Source organism: Arthrobacter sp. BF1 (genome assembly GCF_056680215.1).
On the sequence record NZ_CM155271.1, the window covers coordinates 3965353 to 3986393 of the forward strand.

19 protein-coding genes are annotated in these 21041 nt (G+C 65.0%); 6 read left to right on the forward strand and 13 right to left on the reverse strand.

Translation table 11 applies throughout. The annotated features are described in order from the left end of the window. Positions 1–12 precede the first annotated feature (12 nt). The 8 genes from AC1MCD_RS18650 to AC1MCD_RS18685 form a co-directional block, all read right to left on the reverse strand. Entirely contained in the window at positions 13–321 is a 309-nt protein-coding gene (locus tag AC1MCD_RS18650; RefSeq protein WP_498674124.1) for a hypothetical protein, read from the reverse strand. A 65-nt stretch (positions 322–386) separates the two neighbouring features. Further along, positions 387–1220, reverse strand: a complete 834-nt coding sequence (locus tag AC1MCD_RS18655; protein ID WP_498674125.1) for a fumarylacetoacetate hydrolase family protein — start codon at positions 1218–1220, stop codon at positions 387–389. 27 nt (positions 1221–1247) lie between these two features. Further along, the gene (locus AC1MCD_RS18660) at positions 1248–2510 is read right to left on the reverse strand and encodes an MFS transporter (protein WP_498674128.1); all 1263 of its coding nucleotides are present in this window, start codon (positions 2508–2510) and stop codon (positions 1248–1250) included. Positions 2511–2583: 73 nt separating this feature from the next. Further along, positions 2584–3390 carry an SDR family oxidoreductase gene (locus AC1MCD_RS18665; protein ID WP_498674131.1) on the reverse strand — a complete coding sequence of 269 codons (807 nt, stop codon included), beginning with the start codon at positions 3388–3390 and terminating at the stop codon, positions 2584–2586. A 41-nt stretch (positions 3391–3431) separates the two neighbouring features. Further along, positions 3432–4661: an NAD(P)/FAD-dependent oxidoreductase gene (locus tag AC1MCD_RS18670; protein ID WP_498674134.1), complete on the reverse strand. Its 1230-nt coding sequence runs from the start codon at positions 4659–4661 to the stop codon at positions 3432–3434. Between the two features lie 2 nt (positions 4662–4663). Continuing rightward, a complete protein-coding gene (locus AC1MCD_RS18675; protein ID WP_498674136.1) occupies positions 4664–4897 on the reverse strand; it encodes a ferredoxin in 234 nt (77 codons plus the stop codon). Then, positions 4894–5451, reverse strand: a complete 558-nt coding sequence (locus tag AC1MCD_RS18680; RefSeq protein ID WP_498674138.1) for an aromatic-ring-hydroxylating dioxygenase subunit beta — start codon at positions 5449–5451, stop codon at positions 4894–4896. Before AC1MCD_RS18680 ends, AC1MCD_RS18675 begins: the two co-directional genes overlap by 4 nt. A 4-nt stretch (positions 5452–5455) precedes the next feature. Continuing rightward, a complete protein-coding gene (locus AC1MCD_RS18685; protein WP_498674140.1) occupies positions 5456–6859 on the reverse strand; it encodes an aromatic ring-hydroxylating oxygenase subunit alpha in 1404 nt (467 codons plus the stop codon). A gap of 268 nt (positions 6860–7127) precedes the next feature. On the opposite strand from AC1MCD_RS18685, the gene AC1MCD_RS18690 reads away from it, so the two are divergent. The 6 genes from AC1MCD_RS18690 to AC1MCD_RS18715 are packed head-to-tail and all read left to right on the forward strand — an operon-like array spanning position 7128 to position 15008. Further along, positions 7128–8057 (forward strand): VOC family protein, encoded by a 930-nt coding sequence (locus tag AC1MCD_RS18690; protein ID WP_498674142.1) that lies wholly within the window; start codon positions 7128–7130, stop codon positions 8055–8057. 40 nt (positions 8058–8097) lie between these two features. After that, positions 8098–9240, forward strand: a complete 1143-nt coding sequence (locus AC1MCD_RS18695; RefSeq protein ID WP_498674144.1) for an alpha/beta hydrolase family protein — start codon at positions 8098–8100, stop codon at positions 9238–9240. Between the two features lie 12 nt (positions 9241–9252). Continuing rightward, the gene (locus tag AC1MCD_RS18700; RefSeq protein WP_498674146.1) at positions 9253–11364 is read left to right on the forward strand and encodes a hydantoinase/oxoprolinase family protein; all 2112 of its coding nucleotides are present in this window, start codon (positions 9253–9255) and stop codon (positions 11362–11364) included. Next, positions 11361–13670: a hydantoinase B/oxoprolinase family protein gene (locus AC1MCD_RS18705; RefSeq protein WP_498674148.1), complete on the forward strand. Its 2310-nt coding sequence runs from the start codon at positions 11361–11363 to the stop codon at positions 13668–13670. The genes AC1MCD_RS18700 and AC1MCD_RS18705 overlap by 4 nt, the downstream gene beginning before the upstream one ends. Positions 13671–13673: 3 nt before the next feature. Then, positions 13674–14630, forward strand: a complete 957-nt coding sequence (locus AC1MCD_RS18710) for a beta-keto acid cleavage family enzyme (RefSeq protein ID WP_498674149.1) — start codon at positions 13674–13676, stop codon at positions 14628–14630. 3 nt (positions 14631–14633) lie between these two features. Next, positions 14634–15008, forward strand: a complete 375-nt coding sequence (locus AC1MCD_RS18715) for an acyl-CoA thioesterase (RefSeq protein ID WP_498674150.1) — start codon at positions 14634–14636, stop codon at positions 15006–15008. A 73-nt stretch (positions 15009–15081) separates the two neighbouring features. On the opposite strand, the gene AC1MCD_RS18720 is transcribed toward AC1MCD_RS18715, so the two are convergent. The 5 genes from AC1MCD_RS18720 to AC1MCD_RS18740 form a co-directional block, all read right to left on the reverse strand. Next, entirely contained in the window at positions 15082–16032 is a 951-nt protein-coding gene (locus AC1MCD_RS18720) for a LysR family transcriptional regulator (protein ID WP_498674152.1), read from the reverse strand. 55 nt (positions 16033–16087) lie between these two features. After that, positions 16088–17113: an ABC transporter permease gene (locus tag AC1MCD_RS18725; protein ID WP_498674154.1), complete on the reverse strand. Its 1026-nt coding sequence runs from the start codon at positions 17111–17113 to the stop codon at positions 16088–16090. Further along, positions 17110–18636: a sugar ABC transporter ATP-binding protein gene (locus AC1MCD_RS18730; protein WP_498674159.1), complete on the reverse strand. Its 1527-nt coding sequence runs from the start codon at positions 18634–18636 to the stop codon at positions 17110–17112. Before AC1MCD_RS18730 ends, AC1MCD_RS18725 begins: the two co-directional genes overlap by 4 nt. After that, positions 18633–19796 (reverse strand): sugar ABC transporter substrate-binding protein, encoded by a 1164-nt coding sequence (locus AC1MCD_RS18735; protein ID WP_498674161.1) that lies wholly within the window; start codon positions 19794–19796, stop codon positions 18633–18635. The genes AC1MCD_RS18730 and AC1MCD_RS18735 overlap by 4 nt, the downstream gene beginning before the upstream one ends. Before the next feature lie 65 nt (positions 19797–19861). Next, positions 19862–21010 carry an FAD-dependent monooxygenase gene (locus AC1MCD_RS18740; RefSeq protein WP_498674163.1) on the reverse strand — a complete coding sequence of 383 codons (1149 nt, stop codon included), beginning with the start codon at positions 21008–21010 and terminating at the stop codon, positions 19862–19864. Positions 21011–21041 lie beyond the last annotated feature (31 nt).

The following is a 21041-nucleotide window of genomic DNA, read 5'->3' on the forward strand; positions in this document are numbered from 1 at the left end:
GCCTCGCTTCATCTAAACGTCTTGCAGCGACGGGTTGAGCGCGATCATCCACGTTCCATCGGGGTCGAGGATTAGGCCTGTTGCCACTTGGCGAATCCCGGCGTGAGCAGGGGAAAGCCTTTGGTGACAAAGATTTGGCAGGGCCTCGTTGCTGAGGGCGACACTGAAGGAATCGATGCCAAACCGCGTGACAAGAATGCCTCGCCGTCCTTCAAGCGTTGCCGTCGCTCTGGCAATACTTATGGCCTCGTCGAGCTGGTGTTCCATGCTGGCCCGGTCAGTTACCCGGACCGCGATGGAGAGGTCTTCGGTGGTCATCATGCGTCCTGCTCCTTCATTGCTTGGTCGTTGGAACCGATGCTCTCGGGGGCTGCCCCGAGGGCTCCTCAGTGTCCGTTCACTTCGGCGCCGACACGGTTCGAAAGGATCCCGATGCCCTCAATGGTGGTTTCCAATAGCTGTCCGTGGGTGAGATAGCGCTGCGGTTTCCGGGCGTGTCCGACGCCTCCTGGTGTGCCGGTGATGATGACGTCCCCCGGGTCCAGAGTGATCATGGTCGAGATGTAGGAGATCAGGAATTCGGGGCCGTGGACGAGATCGCCGGTGGAGGCCTCTTGCATGGTTTCCCCGTCGATGAGAGTGCGGATGCTCCCGCCCGGCTGCCATTCATCTGTGGTCACCAGGACCGGTCCCAAGGGTGTTGACCGCTCCCAGTTTTTCCCCTGAAGCCACTCCTTGGTCCGGAATTGCCAGGTGCGCATGGATACGTCGTTGCATATCGAATAGCCGGCGATGTGATTTCCTGCTTCTTCCGCAGGAATGCGTCGCCCGCGCTTGCCGACGATAACAGCCAGTTCGGCTTCCCAATCGATGGCGGTGTCTTCGCCGGGGAGCTCGATCTCATCCGTGGGGCCGATGAGTGTTTGGGTGTACTTGGAGAACAGGGTCGGATACTCAGGGAGGTCTCGTCCCATTTCCAGGATGTGGGTCTTGTAGTTCAGCCCCACGCAGATGATCTTGCCGGGGACGGGGATTACCGGGGCCAGCTCGGTGCCCTCGAGTGGGTGCACGGCACCGGTGGCTGCGGCCGCCTGTGCATGCCAGTCGGCAGTACGCCGCAGCTCGCCCACGTCCGCGAAGCCGGGAATCTCAGTGTAGGTGTCGCCGTCCTGCCGGGCAGCTGTGGTGCCCGTGCCGGTGCGCAGCGTCGCAAGTCTCATGTGGAGTGTCCTTAATGGTTTCGAGTTTCAGATGGCTGCCGAGTCCAGGTTTTCTGTCTGGTCCCGGCTGTCGTCGTCGGCTGCCTTCGGCTGCTGTTTTTCGCCGTATCGGGGCAGGGTGAGCAACGTAGCGCAGCCCAATACCAGGAGCACTGCAACCCCAATCAGTGCCAGTGAGTAGGAGCCTGTGGTGTCAAATACGCGACCGGCAAGGATGGGACCTACGGAGATCGCGAGGCCGAAAACGGCGTAGATCGCCCCGTAGATGAAGCCGTAGTTTTTCAGCCCGAAGTAGTTGGCGCAGAGGAATGCGATGAGGTCCGCTTCAGCCCCGAAGGAAACACCGATCATCAGGGCCGCAGCCGGGGCGATGCCCGCCCCGCCCCAGGCCAGCAGGAGGCACCCCAGGGCGGTGATGAGGAACAGCGGGGCGGCAACATATGGTGCGAAAAACCTGTCGACGAAGAAACCGATGGACAGGCGGCCGATGATGACGCCAACACCTATCAGGGAGGCGATGCTCGCGGCCGTGGCCGGGTTTACCCCGGTGTCGGCCAGCATGGGAACCATGTGCGGAATGACGGCAGGCACGGCGATGCCGACGAAGATGAAGCCGGTGACGATGGTCCAGAACGGCCGCGAGGTCAGGGCGGCTTTTCGGTCCATGCCCAGCGCTTCGGCGGCCTCGGTTCCTGCTTCTGTCGGCCGTTTAATCCCCCAGAGAATGAACGGAATTGCCACCAGCGAGAGCACCGTCAGGGCCAGGAACCCGGAACGCCACCCGGATGCCTGGACGAATGATGTGACCAGCGGGGGCAGGGCAAGGGCCCCGGCACCGATCCCGGACAGGGTGATGCCCAGTGCCAGGCCGCGCCGTTTGAAGAAACGTGCGCTCACCACCTTGGTGTAGACCACGGAGGTGGTGCCGGCACCCAGCAGGCCGGCGAGGGCGTAGATACCGTAGAACTGAAGGATCGGGCCGCTGAACTGGCTCAGGAGCGCCAGGACCACAGTTAGTCCGGGCGCCGAGACCAGAGCCACCGCACGGGGCCCGAACCGGTCGAGCAGCCAGCCCAAGGGCAGGGTCGCGAGGGTGAGGGCAAGGGTGGTGAAAAGGTACGCGGCGGAGATGTCCGCACGGTTCCACCCGAATTCCTTTTGAAGTGCGAGGGTCAAGGATCCCTGGCTGTAGAACAGCAGGGAGGTGACGCCAACAGCGGAACCGACGGTGGCCGCGGTGAGGCCGCGCCAGCCGGAGCGGAACTCCGGGGCAGCAGAATTTTGTGACATGGTGATCCGGATCTTCGAGGAGGGAACGGAGGGCCGCCTCCGTACGGTGGCGGCCCTCCCCTGTGTCAGGGTGCTACTTCTGGCTGAGGACAGCGCGGTTGAACAAGCCCTGATCTGCGACGACGGTCTGGCCCGTCATGATGTTGTTGTGCCGGGACGCGAGGAATGCGTAGAGGTGCCCGTGATCCTCGGGGGTGGGCAGCTGCTGCAGCGGCATCAGCGTCTTGAACTGGGACAGGAAGGCTTCCTTGGGGATGTCCGATTGCTTCTGGTGCTCCAGGCCCAGGGCCTTTGGTCCTTGCAGCTGGCTGTTGGCGATCCCGGAAGGGGCGACTCCGTTGACGCGGACGCGCGGGGCGAATTCGAAGGCGAGCTGGTTGATGATGCTGCGCACGGCGCCCTTGCTGGCGGAGTAGAACAGTCCGCCGCCGTCCGCTGCGTAAGCGGCGGTGGAGGCGGTCAGGACGATGGCGCCGTCGTTCTCCTCCAGGACGTCGATGAAGACCTTGGCGGCGAGGATGTACCCCTTGACGTTGATGTGGAACAGTTCGTCGAAGAGCGAGTCGATGCGTTCCAGCGGCGTTTCGGCCAGCGGGATGTTCCCGTCAAAGATGCCCTGGGTTCCGATCAGGGCGTTGAGTTTCCCGTAGCGTTCCAGGATTGCCGCTTTGGTGGCTTCGAGGTCCGGGATGTTGCGGACATCGCCCTGAAGGACCAGCACGTCGTCGCCGAACTCGGCACGGAGTGCATCGACTTTTTCCTGCGATATTTCCAGGATGGCCAGGCGTGCGCCTTCGGCCATGCAATGGCGGGCGACTCCGAGGCCGAGGCCTGAACCTCCGCCGGTAACGAGGACGACGTCCCCTTCAAGCAACTGCATTTGTTCTCCTTAGAGTTTGTGAATAAGTGTGAAATCGGGGATCAGGTGGTTGCAGGCTGGTTCCGGCCGGTGGCCAGTGCCCGGGCCTCCGTCCAGCTTCCGCCGCGTTCGAGCAGCTTCCGATAGGCGCGCAGTGCCCTGGGCAGCCCGCAGGAGATGGCGCAATGGAAGCCGTCCGCCGAGCCGTAGAGGACCAGGAATGCCTCGTCTTCGAGCGAGCCCTCCGCGAGGAACAGCTCGTCTCCGGGCTGGCGCCGGCCATAGGACTGAAATTTTCGCTCGTACTGGTCGGTCCAGAAATACGGCACAGCCGCGTAGTCCGCGGAGCCGTTTGTCAGGATGTTTCCGGCGACGTGCCGGCCTTGTTCCAGCGCGTTCGTCCAGTGCTCCACCCGGACCCGACCGCCCAGCAGCGGATGCTCGAAGTGGGCAACGTCGCCGGCGGCATACACGTCCGGCACGTTGGTTCGTCCGGTCGCATCACAGAGGACGCCGGCGTCCAGCGCCACCCCTGAGCCGAGAAGCCATTCAGTGTTGGGTACTACGCCGATCCCGGCGATCACGTACTCGGTGGAGTGGGTTGTCCCGTCAGAGAGGCGGAGAGTGAAGTCTCCCGGCACACCGGAGATGGACTCTACCCCGGTGTCAGCGAAGAGGTGGACGCCCCTGTCCGTGTGTAAGCCGCGTATCAGCCCGGCGACTTCCGGGCCCATGATTCTGTCCAGCGGGAGCGGGGTGGCTCCAATCACGGTCACGTCCAGGCCACGTTCGCGCAGGCTGGCGGCAACTTCGAGGCCGATGAAGCCGGATCCGATGACCGTGATCCTGCGGTACTGGGCGGCGGCCGTGCGCAGGGCTGCCAAGTCACCTGGGGTGCGTAGGGTTGGCAGTTCCGTCCCTTCGTCCGTCAGCATGGTCCTCGGCCGGCTGCCGCAGGCAATCACCAGGGCGTCGTACGGCAGCACATCACCGTTGGATGTGACGACGTTGCGCCGGTCAATGTCCAGGCCGACAGCAGCGTCCCCGATCCGCAGGTCCAGCCGTTGTTCTTCGTAGTGCCCGTGCGGACGCAGGGCCTGCGCCGCGGACTCGCTTCCGTGTCCGGCCAACAGCATCGATTTGGACAAGGGAGGGCGGTCGTAGGGGGTGTGCCGTTCGTCGCTGAGGATTGTCACGGTCCCGTCGAATCCGCCTTCGCGGAGCGCGTCGGCGGCGGCCAGTCCAGCCACCGATGCGCCCGCGATGACGATTCGTTCCAGTTTCGCGGCCATGGTCATTCCTTGGCGGAGATCATGATGGCCCGCGCGGGGCAGCTGCGGACGGCTTCCACGAGGTCTTCCCGCTGGTCCTCATCGACGGCGTCTTTGAGGAGCACCGCCGTTTTGCTTCCCTTGGGGAGGTCGAATACTTCCGGCAGGATGCTCACGCAGGTCCCGTAGGCCAGGCAGCGGCCGGTGTTCAGACTGACGGGGGTTGTTGTCATCTGGGTGTCCGTTTCTGTGCTCACAGGAACAATCCCAGGTTCGGTGTGGCCAGGCTGGTTTCGGTCAGGAGGACCACGCGGGAGAGCAGCCGCGGGCCGTCGGACGTCAGCCTGATGAGGTCCTCACGGCGTGCTGGAATGAGGTCGAAGTGAGGGTCGATGCCCCTCTGGCGGTACAGAAGCAAAGCGCTGGCCACGGCGAGAACGTCGGGCCGGTCTGTGTGCCGGACTTCGATGCTGCCCACCATCCGCATGGTGCGCGACGGCGGGACTTCCGAGTAGGCGATGCCGGTGCTGAGACGGTCAATTCTGGTGCGGATGTGTGCCCTGGTGTCCCGGATCCGGTAGGCGCCGGGAGTGACCTCGGTGTCCCTGGGCTCGCGGGACTCGCGGACGGGCACAGAGTAGATGAGTTCCTCGTCGAGCAGCGCGTACCAGTCCTCTTCCCGGCCCTCGTCAAGGAGCCTGGCCTCAAGGCCGAGGAACTGCGCGACGGCGGACCGAACCCCAGGCTCGACCGAACCATCGGGAGCAAGGTCGGTAACGGCTTCAGCGCCGCCAAGATCTAACTGCGTCATGGTCTTACTTCCCTTCCGAGGCGGAGCCTGCGGGGCTGGTATCGGCGTCGGCGCGCATGACCTCGAGCCAGTGGCGGTAGAAGGCGAGCTGGGTGTGTTCGCCGTAGCCTGTCTGGCGCTGGATACCCGGACCGGTCCAATCCGGGTTCGGGGATTGGTCCACTTCGCTCTTGTTGCCCATCTGAAAGTTGAAGGCGAGGCCGGTCTTGCGCATCCAGGCGCTTTCCGCGGCGCGTGGGATGCCTTCCCAGGCGACGGTGTCGTCCTGTTCGAAGATGCCGCCGGAACCGAAGACGAACTGCCCGGTGACGTAGGCTTCCTGCACGTCCTCCTCGGACATGAAGTCCCAGACGAACTGCCAGCTCCAGAGCTCGATCTCGCCCGGGCCGATCGGCTGCCACTGGCGGAAGCTGGTGACCACGGTCATCGGGCCGCCGGGAACCGCGGGCGTGTTGAAGCGGATGAAGCTCAGGTTCGGGAAGATGGTGCCGACGGTGGGCGGTTCGTGCGTGACCATGTGCATTTGAGCCTCATCGAGCTCCGACAGGTCGAACTGGGAGGTGACCTCCGGGGGGTAGCCCCAGAGGACGTAGCCGGGGTGGATGGCTTTGGTCCAGGCGTGGCCCATGAAGTTGTGGCCGTTGCCGAACTCGTAAGCGCGGCCGATTTCGCAGGAGTTCTGCAGGCCCTGGGAAACGTGGATCTCCTCGGTACTCCAGTGCAGCGAGTCAATATGGTAAACGTCGCCGGAGAAGTTCTCGGCGGCGGTTTTCCAGTCTGCCTTGACCTTGTAGCGGTCCGGCGGTCCGGCCACGCGCATCCCTGCAGGGTGCAGCCCCGTAATGGCGTCCAGCATCCAGCCGGCACCGCCGAGGTATTCGTCCAGGGACGGCACGTCCTCGGAGAGCGTGGCAAAGATGAAGCCTTGACGGGTTTCCACCTTCGGAGCCCGCATCAGGCTCCAGTCCTGGGGATCCAGCCGTTCGCCATAGGCATCCTGCTGATGCGGGGTCCCTATCAGTTCACCAGCGTTGTTGTAGGTCCACCCGTGGTAGGGGCATTTGAAGAAGCGGGCGTTGCCGCTGTCCGTCTGGCACACCTGTGTTCCGCGGTGGCGGCAGAAGTTGGACAGCACGTTGATGCCGCCGGTGCCATCGCGCGTCACGATGACGGGGTCCGTGCCGATCCGGCGCTGGACGAAGTCGCCGGCCTTCGGGATCTCGCTTTCATGGGCAACGAAGACCCAGTTGCGGGTAAAGATGCGGTGCACCTCGGCGCGGAAGATGGTCTCGTCATTGAAAATTTCCGCCGGTACGAGGTCTTGTTCCAGGGCGGCCTCGACTCTGTCGAGGATCGCGTCAAGGTCACTTCCGGCCACAGCCGGCACGGTGCTCTGGGTAAGGCTCATGGGTTTACGTCCCTTCGATATCAGGGGCCAATCTCAACGTCTTTGATCCACTGGCCACTTCGAGGATATGAACCCCATCACATCGGGGGAAACAATTAGTTCTGATGTCTTCAACCACTCAAATCAATGACTGAGTACAGAAGACTCATCATTCTTATCGATGCAATAGATCGCCAATGATTGTTTCCGTTGCCGACGCCGAAGTCCTTAGAGTCGCCATGTGTTGCCCACCACATTTAAAAGCGAGACCTATCCCAGGAGTTCGGACATGACTGAGCGTTTCCGCCCCATCACACATCTTCGGCACGTTGGCCTGGCCGTGCCCGATTACCAGAAGGCCGCGGAGTTCTACAAGAACACGTGGGGCCTGCAGGAAGTCGCCGACGACGGCAATGTGGCCTTCTTCGCCACCCCCGCTGACCCGGAAAACTACATCGTGCGGATCCGCAAGGACACGTCCAAGCGGCTGGACCTCGTGGCGTTCGGCGCCGCGTCCGCCGAAGACGTCGACGCCGTCGCCGAGCGGGTACTGGCCAACGGCTACAAACTTGACCGCCAGCCGGGCACCCTGGACACCCCCGGCGGCGGTTACGGCGTCCGGTTCTTTGACATCGACGGCCGGCTCATCGAGGTCTCCTCCGACGTCGAACAGCGCCCGCACCGCCTGCTCGAGGAACGCGAATCCATTCCGCAGAAGCTGAGCCACGTCGTCTTCAACTCCACCAACGTCAAGGCCACCAAGGCGTTCTACGAGAACACGCTGGGCTTTGCCCTCTCCGACTGGCTCGAGGACCTCATGTGCTTCATGCGCTCCGGCGAGCAGCACCACATCCTGGCCATCAGCCAGGGACCCCACACCTCCCTGAACCACCTGTCCTTCGAGATGCGCGGCATCGACGAGTACATGCGTGCTTCCGGACGTCTGATCCGTTCCGGCCGGGACCCGCTGTGGGGTCCGGGCCGCCACGGGGCGGGCGATAACACCTTCACCTACTTCCTGGATCCGCAGGGCAACGTCGTGGAGTACACCACCGAGCTGGAAAAGATCGAGGACGAAGAAGCGTGGGTACCCCGCCGCTTCGAGACAACACCCGAGTCCCAGGACCAGTGGGGAACCGGCGGCCTCGTCACGGAGCAGATGATTCCGGCCATGTTCAACGACCCGGACCTCGGCCTGTGGACCCCCTCCCCCGTCTAGCCCACTCACCAGCCACGCAACAACACGAAAGGGAACACCGGTGTTCAAATACTTTCCGGACAACTACGTCTGGAACCTCTCCGTCAATATCGTCCTGAACACGGGCGGTCACATCGGGGAAGTCGACCAGATCTGCCGCCCCCTGCTAGAGGCCTCCCGCAACGGCGAGGACGCCGGGACCGAGCAGTTCTTCGCAGCATGGTGCGCGATGGCGGACAAGCTGGTGCGGTACGCCGACGAGGACCTTGCCGCCGGCCACGAGCTCACGGCAGGGGCCAAGTATGCCCGGGCCTCGCTGTATTACCTGACCGCTGAGCGCATGCAGAGCCGGCACTTCGAACCCCGCCACGAGGTGTACCGGAAGGGCCTGGAAATCTTCGGCAAGGCCATCACCCATGGCCAGGAGAACTGCGAACGCGTCGAAGTTCCCTACGAGGGGACCACACTCCCGGCCCTGTTCTCCCGGGCCGAAGGGATCAATGGTCCCGCCCCCGTGATGGTCTTCTGCAACGGCCTGGACAGCATCAAGGAGATGGATTACCGTTCCGGCATCGCCCGGGAATTCGCCCGCCGGGGCATCTCCACGCTGATCGTGGACCAGCCGGGCACCGGCGAGTCGCTGCGCGGCCGCGGACTGACCGGATACCACAACAGCGAACGCTGGGCCGGTCCGGTCGTTGACTATCTGGAGGCACGCGGGGACATCGATCCGAAGCGCATCGGAATCATGGGCTGGTCCCTCGGCGGCTACTACGCCCCACGCGCCGCAGCCTTTGAAAAGCGCTTCAGCCTGTGCGCCTCGTGGGGTGCCAACTACAACTGGGGCGAGCTGCAGAAGCGCCGTCTCGCCAACGAAGGCGACCGCCCCGTCCCGCACTACTGGGACCACGTTCAATGGGTCTTCGGTAAGGAGACCCTCGAGGAGTTCATGGACTTCGCGCCCGACATGAGCCTGGTCGGCGTCGTCGAGCAAATCACCGTCCCCTACCTGATCACCCACGGCGAGCTCGACACGCAGATCCCCCTCGAATACGCGAACGCCCAGTATGCGGCCGCCATCAACAGTCCCAAGCGGGAGTTCAAGCTGTTCACCGCGGACGAAGGCGGCGCCGCACACGCAAGCGCAGACAACAAAACCATCGCCACCTCATTCATCGCCGACTGGGTGCACGACAATCTCTGAAAGTGAAGCATTGTGACCACTAGCACTGAAGAACGAACTAACGGCTGGACCGTCGGCACCGACGTCGGCGGTACCTTCACGGACCTTTGGCTGCGCGCCCCCTCGGGCGAGTCTTACGTCTGCAAATCCCCCACCACCCAGGACGTGGTGACCGGCGTCGTCAACGCCCTCCACCTAGCGGCCGAACTCGCCGGCATGCCCGTCGAGGACCTGGCCCCCCGGATCGAACGCTTCGGGCACGGCACTACAGTGGGCCTGAACGCCCTGCTGACCGGCCGGTCGGCCAAGGTCGGCCTGATCACCACCCGCGGATTCGGCGACGTCCTGGAGATCGGCCGGCTGCGCCGCGGCACCGCCGGGCTCAAAGGCCTCGAACTCGGCGACTATCACCTCCGCGGACAAACCGCGCCGCTGGTGCCCCGCGAGCTGGTGGTCGAAGTCACCGAGCGGATCAATTCCGCCGGCAAGGTCCTGACCGAACTGGACCTCGAAACCGTGCGCAAGGGTGCTCTGCGCCTGCGGGAGGAAGGCATCGCCGCCGTCGCCGTCTGCCTGCTCTGGGCCACCGAAAACCCGGACCATGAACTGGCGGTCGCCGCCGTCCTGGCCGAAGAACTCCCGGACGCCTTCGTCAGCCTGTCGCACCAGATCGCCCCTTCGGTCGGCGAGTACGCCCGAGCCTCCACCACAGCCGCCAACGCCGCGCTCGGGCCCATCGCAGGACATTACCTCCTGAACCTTGAAAAGCAGCTGCGCTACCTGGGCATGACAGCACCGATCATGATGACCACCAACGCCGGCGGCGTCGTGCCGGCCGCCACAGTCACCGCCTCCCCCGTCACCGGCCTGCTCAGCGGCCCGGCGTCCTGCGTGGTCGCAGGTCAGGCCCTGGGCAAAGAACTGGGGCTGGGCAGCATCCTCACCATGGATGTCGGCGGGACCTCGTTCGATGTCGGCGTCGTGGTCGACGGTGCGCCCCTGCTGCGCGAAGACGTGACCTTCGGCGGCGCGGACATGCGCGTTCCCAGCGTCGACATCGCCAGCATCGGCGCCGGTGGCGGCTCCATCGCCTCGGTGGAGGGCGGCATCCTCTCCGTTGGCCCACGCAGCGCCGGGGCCGTTCCCGGGCCCGTGTGCTACGGCAAGGGCGGGACCGAGCCCACCACCACAGATGCGGACCTTGTTCTGGGCGTCCTGGACCCCGAACGTTTCGGCAGTGGCGGCATCGTGCTGGACAAGGACGCCTCCGCCCGCGCCATTGAAGAGAAGGTCGGCAAGCCGCTGGGCCTCAATGCCGTCGAGGCCGCACGCGCCATCAGGGTGATCTTCGATGCCGCCATGTCCGATCTGCTCCGTGCCGTGACCATCGAACGCGGCCACGATCCGCGCGAGTTCACACTCGTCGCCGGCGGCGGCAGCGGCCCTTCCCATGCCTGGGCACTCTGCCGTGAGCTGGGGTTGGAAGGATTCCTGGTCCCGGCCACCGCCACCGCACAATCAGCGTTCGGTGCCGGCACCAGCGACCTGAAGACCACCTCCTCCCGCACCTCCTACGTCCGGCTTTCCGGCGGCACCGCCCCGGCAGCCGAACACGCCGCCGTCCTGGCAACTGCCCTGGCGGATACCTCCGCGCGGGCGCTGGAGACCATTCCGGACCCGGAGAAATCCGTGCTGTCCCATACAGCGGCCATCCGCTATCACGGGCAGGCACACCACCTGGACATCGCCATCCCCCAGACACCGGACACGGACGCCCTGGCCGCGACCCTGGGCCGGTTTGAAGCCGAATACGAGCTGCTCTTCGGCAAGGGCTCAGGCTTCCGAGAGGCAGGATTTGAGATCCTCTCGGTCCGGTCAATCGCGGCCCTCGGCTCCGAGGCGCTCCCGCCGGCCGCCGCCCACGGAGACCTCTTCGAAGTCCGCGCTGTCCGTCCAGTCATTTTCGATGACGCCAACGCGCCGGAGGAGACCGTGGTCTACGGCTGCCGCTGGCCCGCCGCGGACCAGCAGGTCTCCGGCCCCTGCCTTATCCAGCTCCCCGGATGCGTCGTCGTCGTACCGCCGGGCGGCAGCGCGGAAACCGACGGTTTCGGCGTCATTCACGTGAAAGTGGGAAGCAAATGAGCACCCTCGTCAACAGCCTGCCCGTAACCCAGGAAACCCCGCAGGATCCGGCCGGACCGCAGGCGCCGGCCGATGCCGTCACCGCCCAGGTGGTGCGCAGCCGCCTGGTGGCCATCACCGACCAGATGCGTATGGCACTGCAGTCCGTCAGCGGCAGCCCCACGGTCACCGAAGCCAGCGATTTCTTTACCGGCCTGTACCTGCCTGACGGCTCCTTCGCCACCATGGGCCACCAGGTCACCTTTGAAGCCCCGCCCGTGGGCGCCCTCATCCGTCATCTCCTGGACAGCGGCACACCGCTCCGGGACGGGGACCGCATCATCGGCAACGACCCATTCGTCGGCGCCCTGCACCAGAACGATGTCCAGATGTGCGCCCCGCTGGTGGTTGACGGCGAGATCATTGCCTGGGCCGGGGTCATGGCCCATGAGACCGACATGGGCGGCATGGACTTCGCTTCCTGGTCCCCCAAGGCCAAGGAAATCTGGCAGGAAGGCCTGCGGATCCCGGCAGTGAAGCTCGTGGACCGTGGCGAACTCCGCCAGGACGTGCTGGACATGATCCTCGCCGCCACCAGGCTTCCCGCCCAGGTAGGACTGGACATCCGGGCCTTCATCGCCACCCTCAACGTGGCCTCCGAACGGCTCACCGAGCTCTGCACACGCTACGGCACCCCCACGGTGCAGGCCGTGATGGTCAGCATGGTCGATGATTCCGAACAGCGCCTGCGCGAACGGCTCCTGGAGATCCCGGACGGCACCGTGCACGTGCGCGACTTCCTCGAACACGACGGACACACGGACAAGCTGTACGCGGTGGATCTGGTCGCGACCAAGAAGGGCGACAGCCTCGTCTTCGACTTCTCCGGCTCGTCACCGCAGGCTGCCGGGTTCGTCAACTGCTCCCGCGCCGGACTCATGGGCGGGGTCGCCGGCGCACTGATCCCCACGCTCGGCTTCGGCCTGCCCTGGAATGACGGCCTGCTGCGGCCTGTCGACGTCGTGGCCCCTGACGGGCTGATTTGCACCGCCGTCTCTCCGGCACCGGTGGGCAGCGCCACGGTCGAGACCGTCTGGGTGGTCAGCAACGTCGTCGCCGGCGCACTGAACCGCTTCCTGATGTCCACTCAGCAGTACGCGGACCGGGCCCAGGGCGTCAGCAGCGGCACCATGGCCACGTTCAACCTCAGCGGCTTCAACCAGTATGGCGAGAAATTCGGCCTGCACCTGATGGATCCCCTGGCGGGCGGCTTCGGCGCCTTCGGTTCGCACGACGGCCAGGACGCAGCCGGTCCGATCAACGCCCCCTGCCCCTCCATCGCCGACGTCGAAGTCAACGAACAGAAAACCCCGCTCGTCTACCTCTACCGCCGGCTCGCGCAGGACACCGGCGGAGCCGGACGGCGACGCGGCGGGCTGGGCGCCGAAGTGGCCCTCACCATCTCGGTCCCGGAAGCCGAGGCACTCGTCATGACCCACGGCGTCGAGGTCCCCAACTCAGCCGGCCTCTCCGGCGGCCTGCCCGGTGGCACCATCCACCAATCCTTTGCCCTGGACTTCCTCGCTGAAAGCCCCGACGGCCCCGACCCGGTCGCGGAGCTCGCCGACGGCGTCGGCAGGCTCAGCGAGTTCGAGAACCTCGGCTCAAAGCCGGGAGCGTTCCCCATGCGCTCCACCGACGTCTTTGCGGTGACATGGCAGGGCGGCGGAGGCATCGGCGACCCGCTGGACCGCGCCCCGGAGGACGTGCTCACCGACGTCCGCCGCGGCGTGGTCAGCATCGAAGCCGCCCGCACGGACTACGGCGTCGTCCTTGACCTACCCGCCCAGGGACGGCCCTCCACCTGGCTGGCTACAGAAACCGCCACGCTCCGCGGGGAGGAACGTGCCCGCAGGCTCGGCCTGCCTGCCTCCACACTGAGCGAAGTCGAAGAAGGCATCAACCCCCAGCTGGCGCCCTCCGGGCTGAAAGACGGGGAAAAATGGCTTCCGCTGGGCGACCGGCTCCGCGCCATCGCCGCCGTCGACGGAACCTGGCGGGTCGAGACCGTCGCCGGAGCCGTACTGTCCACGGGGTCCACCCGCTGGCGTGAGGGCGCCCACCGCTTCGATCTGGAACTGCCCCGCCGTGTCGGCGCCACCCTGCACCGCGACCTGGCGGCTACGGGCTGGGCCTGCCCCAGAACCGGGGCACTGCTGGCCGTTGACATCCACCTGAAGAACGAGGCCCCGTTCGATGACGTCGACCTCGAACTATCCCCACACGGCACAGCCGCCCGGCTGGCCATCACATCCCAGGAGGACTGAACCATGGCGGAGAAGCAGCACACCAGCAAAGGCCCGCGCAAGGTCATTGTGACCATCGCCCCCACCGGAGGCATGGCCACCAAGGAACAAAGCCTCCACCTGCCGGTCACACCGGAGGAAATCGCCGATGATGTCTTCCGTTGCTACGAGGCAGGCGCCAGCATTGCGGCGATCCATGCCCGCCGGGAGGACGGCCTGGCCACCTGCGAACCGGAGGTCTACCGCCGGATCAACGCCCTGGTGCGGGAACGCTGCGACATCATCATCAATAACTCCACCGGCGGCGGCGTGCACGGGGACATGATCCATCAGCTGGACAACGGCCTGTGGGAGATCGACTTCAACGAGCGCATCAAGGGCCTGGAAGCAGACGCAGAGATGTGCACGCTGGACGCGCACACCGTCTGCGCGAGCTTTGGCGGCAAGGAACTGCTGGTGACCACCACGCCGTCGCGTTCCCGGGAACTCGCCGTCGAAATGAAGAAACGCGGCATCAAACCGGAGTGGGAGGTCTTCAGCCTGCCGCATATCCTCCAGGATGTCAGCACGCTGATCGCGGAGGGATTCGACCAGCCGCCGTACTACATCAACATGGTCCTCGGCGCCCACAAAGCCTTCCAGGGCGGACTCCCGTACACGCCGAAGATCCTGCAGATGCTCGTGGAGCACCTGCCCGAGGGCGCCATCTTCAACGTCAGCGGCATCGGACCGGCGCAGCTGCCGGCCACCGTGCATGCACTGCTGCTGGGCGGACACGTCCGCGTGGGGCTGGAGGACAACCTCCACCTGGAGCGTGGCCGGCTGGCGACCAACGTTGAGCAGGTCGAACGGATCGTCCGGATCATCCGGGAACTCGGTATGGAGCCCGCGACCCCGGCCGAGGCCCGGGAGATCATGGGCCTGCCGGCCGTGGCAGCCGGAGCGGACGGGACAGCCGTTGCCGCGGCGGCGGGAGTCTAGGCCGTGCGCAGCACGGGAGTCGTGGCGTGGGTGGACACCGACGCCTCCGGCCGGATCCACTTCACCGCTCCCTTCCGCTGGGTGGAGGCTGTCGAACATGCCCTGTACCGGCAGACGGACCCCGGCATCGAGGTGGGTTCATTCCCGCGCCTCACGGTGGGATCAACCTACCGACGGCCTCTGGCTGCCGGAGACTCGTTCGACGTCGAACTGACCGCCGAGCGGGTAGGCAACTCGTCCATCAACTACGCCTGGACGATCTTCCACGACGGCGAACCGGCCATAGAAGGCCACCACACCGTGGTGCACGTCGGCCCCGACGGCAAACCCGCGACAGTACCGGACGCACTGCGGAACCAGCTCGCACCCCAAAGCTGACCGCACCGACAGCACGATGAACGGGCCCTCCCCAGCTCAGCTGGGGAGGGCCCGTTCGTGCGCTACACGCCGTTCATTCCCGGACTCCGAGCTCCTCAACCAGCTCGTGCAGCCTGTTGCGGAGCCAAAGATGGCCGGGGTCGTTCGTGAAACGTCCGGTCCAAAACAGGGTTTCCGTGATCGGGGTCAGCGGCATCGGAGGTTCCAACAGCCGGAGGTTGACCTCGCGGGCGGCATACCGGCCGAGCTTTTCCAGGATCAGCATGATGAACCTGGTGTCCCGCAACAGGAACGGGGCAAGGGTCGAGCTCGCGGTGATTTCCCAGTCCGGCTTGATGCCCTGGCCCTCAAGCTGAAGTTCCGCGAAGGCCGGCATACCCCCCAGACTGGTGGCCATATAGGGCTGGGTGCAGAATTCCTCAAGGGTGATCTCATCGCCGACGGCGTCATTGGCGCCGTCCACGGCGCAAACGTAGCGGTCCGTGAACAGCACGCGGCGCTCGAAGCGCTCCGGGTCGGGCATGATTTCCGCCGGGAGGATCAGCAGGTCTGTTTCATTGCGCCACAGCTTCCCGGAATAATCATCACCCACCGGCTGGATCTGCAGGGTCACATTAGGTGCCTCCGCCGCCAGCCGCCTCAGCAGAGGGTGGAGGAAGATCAGGGTGACATAGTCGCTGGCAGTGATGGAAAAAGTCCGCCGGCTGGTTTTCGGATCGAACCCTTCACGCACCGACAGGAGGGTCTGGATCTGGGACAGCGCCTCACGCACCGGTTCCACCATGGACTCGGCCAGCGGCGTCGCCACCAGGTCCCGCCCCTGCTTGACGAAGATGGGGTCATCGAAGAGCTTCCGGAGCCTGCCGAGCGTGGCGCTCATCGCCGATTGCCCCACCGAAAGTCGTGCCGCTGCCCGGGTCACATGCCGCTCGGCCAGCAAGGCATCGAACGCCACCAGGAGGTTAAGGTCCACCCGATTCAAATCCAACTCCGGCACACCCTTGTGGCTAAAGAAATAGTTCATCCCATCCTAATCAACCGTGCGCTGGTACCCCGGCCACTCACGTGGCGGTGGGAGGTCAGCGCCGGGACCTGTGCCGGCCGAAGTAGGTTGACAGGGCAATCGCGCCAACCAGGGCCGCGCCGTTGAAGACCGGTCCGACCCATGCCTGGGCCCCGGCAATGCTCAGGCCACTGACGGTGAAGGCCACAAAGAAGACCCCGATGATCGTTCCGATCACGTTGGCCTGGCCCGGGCGGATCGCTGTCTTTCCCAGGAAGACGGCGGCGAGGACAGGGAACATCAGGCCAGGGCCCGTCAGAGGATCCGCAGCCCCGGACCGTGCGGTGAGCAGCACACCCGCGATCCCTGCCAACAGCCCGCTGAACAGGAAGCTCTGCCAGATGACGCGGGACGTGCGGATCCCCACCATGTGGGCCGAGCGGGCGTTGGAACCGATGGCTGTAAGTTCCCGCCCGAAGGGGGTGCTCTCCAGGAGGTACGAGGCCACGGCGATGGCTGGAATAAGCAGGAAAACGAGCCGCGGGATGCCCAACCAAGACAGGGAACCGAAGTCCTGAAGCGCCATCGAAAGACCACTGGTGATCGGCATGCCCCCGGTGTACCACTGCAGCACACCGGCCAGGATCGTGGCCATGCCGAGTGTCGTGATGAAGACGTCCAGCTTGGCGACGGTGACCAGGAAGCCATTGATGGCGCCCACGACGATGCCTGAGATTAATCCCGCGAGGATGGCCACCCACAGCGGGGCGGAAAAGCTCGACATCGCAGCGGCGGTGACCACCGAGGCGACGCCGACATTGGCGCTGACGGACAGGTCGAGGAATCCTGCCCGGAAGGGTACCACGGTAGCGAGGGCAGCCAGGGCAATGACAGCGGAGTTACCCACCGTCGTGGTGATGTTCGCACTCGTCGAGAAGACATCCGACGTCGCGCCCAAGACCGAGAAGAAGCCAAAGACCAGGACGAAAACGAGGACCAGTCCATACTTCTCGAACAGGTGTTGCCGACGGGCCGACGAATCCCGAAGGCCCGGGTTCTCTTTCGTACGCGGGGGCGTGGGGGTCTGGACGGGCGCCGTCATACGGTCCTACTTCCGGTCGGGGTGAAGCACATACGGGTGAGTTGCTGGGCGGTCAAGCCATCACCGGGGATCTCGTCGGTGACATGGCCGTTGTTGAGGATGAGGACCCGGTCGCACAGGTTGGCCAGCTCCTCGAAATTCGAGCTGACGATAACGGCGGTGGCCCCGGCGTTGGTCTGTGCCCGGACCATGCTGTAGATCTCCGGCCGGGCTCCGGCGTCAACGCCCTGGGTGGGTTCGTCCAGAAGCAACACCTTCGGGGACCGCCGCAGCCATCGAGCCATGACGACCTTCTGCTGATTGCCGCCGGAGAGCGCGCCCAGATGCTGCTGGTGGCTGTGGGCCTTGATGCGGTACTCGTGCAGCAGCCGGTGCGAGTCATGCTTCTCGCGCCGCTGGTCGAGGCGGAACCTGTTCCAGTAGTTCCTGACCATTCCGGCGGACAGGTTTTCGCTGATGGACAGGTCGGTGAAGGCTGCTGATTCGAGCCGGTCTTCGGGGACGAAGGCCATTCCGGACTTCATCGCCGCGGTGATGCTTCCGGGGGGCACAACGGTCCCTTCGACCGCGACAGTTCCTTCCCTCTCCTCCACGCCGAAGAGGCACTCCAACAGGTGGCTCCGGCCCGCGCCGAGGAACCCCGCGATGCCGAGGATCTCACCGCTGTTGGCCTGGAAAGTGATGTCTTCCAGGCCCGGGGCATTCAGCGCAGCAACCGTCAGGACCGGAGTCACGGCGGTGCGCCCGGAGGGTTCCGGGTACAGTCCGTCCAGCGGACGTCCCGCGATGTACTCGATGAGCGATTCCCTGGATCCCTGCTCGTAGGGGCCCGCAAACACCCGGCTGCCGTCCCGCATGACCGTTACCGTGTCAGCGGCCTGGTCCAGTTCCTGGAGGCGGTGGGTGATGTAGAGAATCGAGGCCCCCTTGCCCGCCAGGACCTGGATGTACTCGAGCAGCTGGTTGGATTCACCCGCGGACAGGGAGGCGGTGGGCTCGTCCAGCACCAGTGTGTGTTCGCGCTGTGCACCGTCTATTTCGTCCTGAAGCCCGCGGGCGATGGCGACCATCGTCCTCTGGGCGGGTCCCAGCGTAACCAAAGGGGTTTCGGGCTCGCAGTTGAGGTCGAACCGGTCGATGAGCGCGGCGGCGCGTTCCCGGAGGACGGGCCAACTGACCTTGGTGAACCGTGAAGGATACCCATGGCCGAGGGCGAGGTTTTCCATGACGGACATGCTCGGGAACACCGCCGGATCCTGGTGAACGAACCGCAGGCCGAGCTCCTTGGCCGCTTGCGGTGAGACGTCCTTTGCCGCCAGTTGTTTGCCCGCCAGGGTGATGGCGCCGCTGTCTGCAGCTACGACGCCGGCGAGGATCTTGACCAGCGTGGACTTCCCCGACCCGTTCGCACCCAGCAGGGTGTGGACTTCGCCCGCCTGGACGTCCAGGTCGAGGTTATTGAGTGCGAGCGTGCTGCCGAAGGACTTCCGCAGCCCCCGCAGACGCAGCCGTGCTGTGGTCACTTCGTGCCCCAGGCGTGTTTGTAGTCTGCGCGGAAGTCGTAGCTGGAACGGTAGGCGGTGTCCGATTCGGGAAGGTTGTGTTCGGCATCGACCGTCTGCCAGCCGAGGCCTTGGGTGACCTGGGGCTGTCCGGCCAGAACCCGGGCGAGAACGTCGATCATTCCCCAACCGAGCCACTCGGCGTCGTAAGCGACGGCCGCGCTCTGGCCGCGCTTTTCCTTGATGAACCCAAGGTTCGGTTTCAGGCCTTCGCCGCCCATGGCGGCGATGGAGGCAGCCCGCCCGGTGGAGTTGATTGCCTGGGCGAGGCCGGAACCGCTCATCCAGCCATCGAAGAGGACGTTACTGGCGTTGGCCGTGGGGTTGGCGGTCAGTGCCGCGGAAAACTTTTGCCGCAGCACGCCGGAGCCGATGTCGCTGTCGGCGACGTGGACGTCGGCGAGAACTTCGCAGTCGGCGCAGGTCTTCAGCTCCTCTGCGAAGCCTTTGTTGACGTAATCGCCGAGGATCTTGCCGTCGAAGACGGTGTTCAGGAGCTTTGCCTCGCCGTCCGTGGCGCCGATGATCCAGCGGGCCTTGGCCGCGCCCCACGCCTGCAGCCAGCTGGCAAGGTCGGGGTGCGCCTCCGTCATCTTCATGGATGCTGCGAAGAGCGGCTCGCCGCCTACATGGGGGTCGTCGCAGTCGAACGAGAAGGCCTGCACTACTGGGATTCCGGCGGCTTTAGCCTCGCGCAGGGGCGCCAGGATGAGGTTGCAGTCGACGCTGACGACGATGATGGCATCGGCCTTGGCGGCAGCTGCCTGGCGGATTCCAGCCGAGTACGCTCCGCCGGCGCCGAATGCCCCGTCGAACACTGTCGTGGTCCAGCCCAGCGTTTCGGCGGCCTCGGTGGCCGCGGCACTGACCGTGGCGCACCCTTCGGACATCTGGGAACAGGAGATGATCCAGACCTTCTTGCCTTCCTCGGTCCTGACGGCATCTGTGGGTGCCTTGCCGCTTGTGCCCTTGAAATCGGCGTCGGCGATGGTGGACGTGTTCTGACCGGATACGTCCACGGAAGTAGCAGTGCTCGAAGCGTTTCCCTCGCCGCCGCAGGCGGTGGCTGTCAGCGTTAATGCCGTGACGGCCAGGAAGGTGAGCCAGGCTCTTTTGGGCATGATGTCTCCTTGTGATGTGGCTGTAATTTTTGGCGGACCCGCGGCCTTGGGCGCGGTATCCGGGGTCAGGCGGGCTGGTTGAGGCGCGCTTCGATCTCGAAGAACTGCGCGGGCAACGCGGTGCGCATATGGTCGATGGCGTGTGGCAGCGCCTCGGCCGTGAGTGTCGTCTCGGCCTTGAGAACCTCACGTGAGACGTCCTGCACGAGTTTGGTTCGCTGGAACCTCCGCAGCATCACTGCGGAAAGTGAATCCTCTATGGGCCGCTCTTTGACGAGTTCCTCGGCGAGGACCCAGGCGTCTTCAAGGGCCATCCCGGCGCCCTGGGTGAGGTGTGGGGCGGACGCGTGCGCGGCGTCTCCGAGGACGATTGCTCTCCCCCTGAACCATGGGTCAGGCAGGTTGACCTCGTTGATGGGGCTGTACACAATACCCTCAGGCCCGTTGATCGCATCCCGGATCCGGCCGATGAGACCGCCGTACCCGGCCAGGCGGCTGCGGAGAAGCTCCCCGAACCTTGCCGGATCGTGCCGGGGGGCACCCGGTTCCGGGGAGACCACCAGAAGGTACATCAGGGACTCCGACAAGGGGATGACGCCGGCCTTTGTCCTGTCGCCCTGAAAGAGCATTGTGTGGGTGACTTCCGGCGGCCGGGGCAGCGACAGGCGCCAGACGGCACAATCGGTATACACAGGCTCGAACTCGTCGCCGAAGATGCGGCGGCGCATGTCCGAGTGCACGCCATCGAAGCCGACGACGAGATCATAGGACTGCGCTCGTCCGTTGCTCAGCACGACATCGACGTGATCTCCTGCATCCTCGAATTCCTCCACCGTGGTTCCCATGTGGAACTCTGCCCCTGCCCGCTGGGCAGCACCGAGCAGAAATTCGTGCAGATTCAGGCGGGTCAGTGCCGTATTGGCCGGTACGCCCTCTTCGCCCAGATTCGACGGGCAGGTGACGATATGGTTTCCCTGCCAATCGAAAAATTCATTGCGGTCATAAGCGAAACCCACCGAGCGGATCTGCTCGAGAAGTCCCAAACGGCCCAGGATGCGGAGGGAGTTGGCCGGCTGGTTAATACCTACCCCCAGGAGCTTGTATTCGGTGCGCCGCTCCGCGATCTCAACATCCACCCCCTGCTGGCCCAGTGCCGCGGCCAAACCGAGTCCGCCGATTCCGCCCCCCACGATCAGGACCCGTCGAATACCCACCGTGCAGTACCTCCATTGGTTGCTGCGGCGG

What these genes read in the sequence shown, in the direction of transcription:
- AC1MCD_RS18660 (WP_498674128.1), bottom strand. Translation starts at nt 2,510, where the DNA reads ATGTCACAAAATTCTGCTGCCCCGGAGTTCCGCTCCGGCTGGCGCGGC.
- AC1MCD_RS18650 (WP_498674124.1), bottom strand. Translation starts at nt 321, where the DNA reads ATGATGACCACCGAAGACCTCTCCATCGCGGTCCGGGTAACTGACCGG.
- AC1MCD_RS18725 (WP_498674154.1), bottom strand. Translation starts at nt 17,113, where the DNA reads ATGACGGCGCCCGTCCAGACCCCCACGCCCCCGCGTACGAAAGAGAAC.
- AC1MCD_RS18655 (WP_498674125.1), bottom strand. Translation starts at nt 1,220, where the DNA reads ATGAGACTTGCGACGCTGCGCACCGGCACGGGCACCACAGCTGCCCGG.
- AC1MCD_RS18670 (WP_498674134.1), bottom strand. Translation starts at nt 4,661, where the DNA reads ATGGCCGCGAAACTGGAACGAATCGTCATCGCGGGCGCATCGGTGGCT.
- AC1MCD_RS18690 (WP_498674142.1), top strand. Translation starts at nt 7,128, where the DNA reads ATGACTGAGCGTTTCCGCCCCATCACACATCTTCGGCACGTTGGCCTG.
- AC1MCD_RS18685 (WP_498674140.1), bottom strand. Translation starts at nt 6,859, where the DNA reads ATGAGCCTTACCCAGAGCACCGTGCCGGCTGTGGCCGGAAGTGACCTT.
- AC1MCD_RS18710 (WP_498674149.1), top strand. Translation starts at nt 13,674, where the DNA reads ATGGCGGAGAAGCAGCACACCAGCAAAGGCCCGCGCAAGGTCATTGTG.
- AC1MCD_RS18735 (WP_498674161.1), bottom strand. Translation starts at nt 19,796, where the DNA reads ATGCCCAAAAGAGCCTGGCTCACCTTCCTGGCCGTCACGGCATTAACG.
- AC1MCD_RS18720 (WP_498674152.1), bottom strand. Translation starts at nt 16,032, where the DNA reads ATGAACTATTTCTTTAGCCACAAGGGTGTGCCGGAGTTGGATTTGAAT.
- AC1MCD_RS18665 (WP_498674131.1), bottom strand. Translation starts at nt 3,390, where the DNA reads ATGCAGTTGCTTGAAGGGGACGTCGTCCTCGTTACCGGCGGAGGTTCA.
- AC1MCD_RS18705 (WP_498674148.1), top strand. Translation starts at nt 11,361, where the DNA reads ATGAGCACCCTCGTCAACAGCCTGCCCGTAACCCAGGAAACCCCGCAG.
- AC1MCD_RS18680 (WP_498674138.1), bottom strand. Translation starts at nt 5,451, where the DNA reads ATGACGCAGTTAGATCTTGGCGGCGCTGAAGCCGTTACCGACCTTGCT.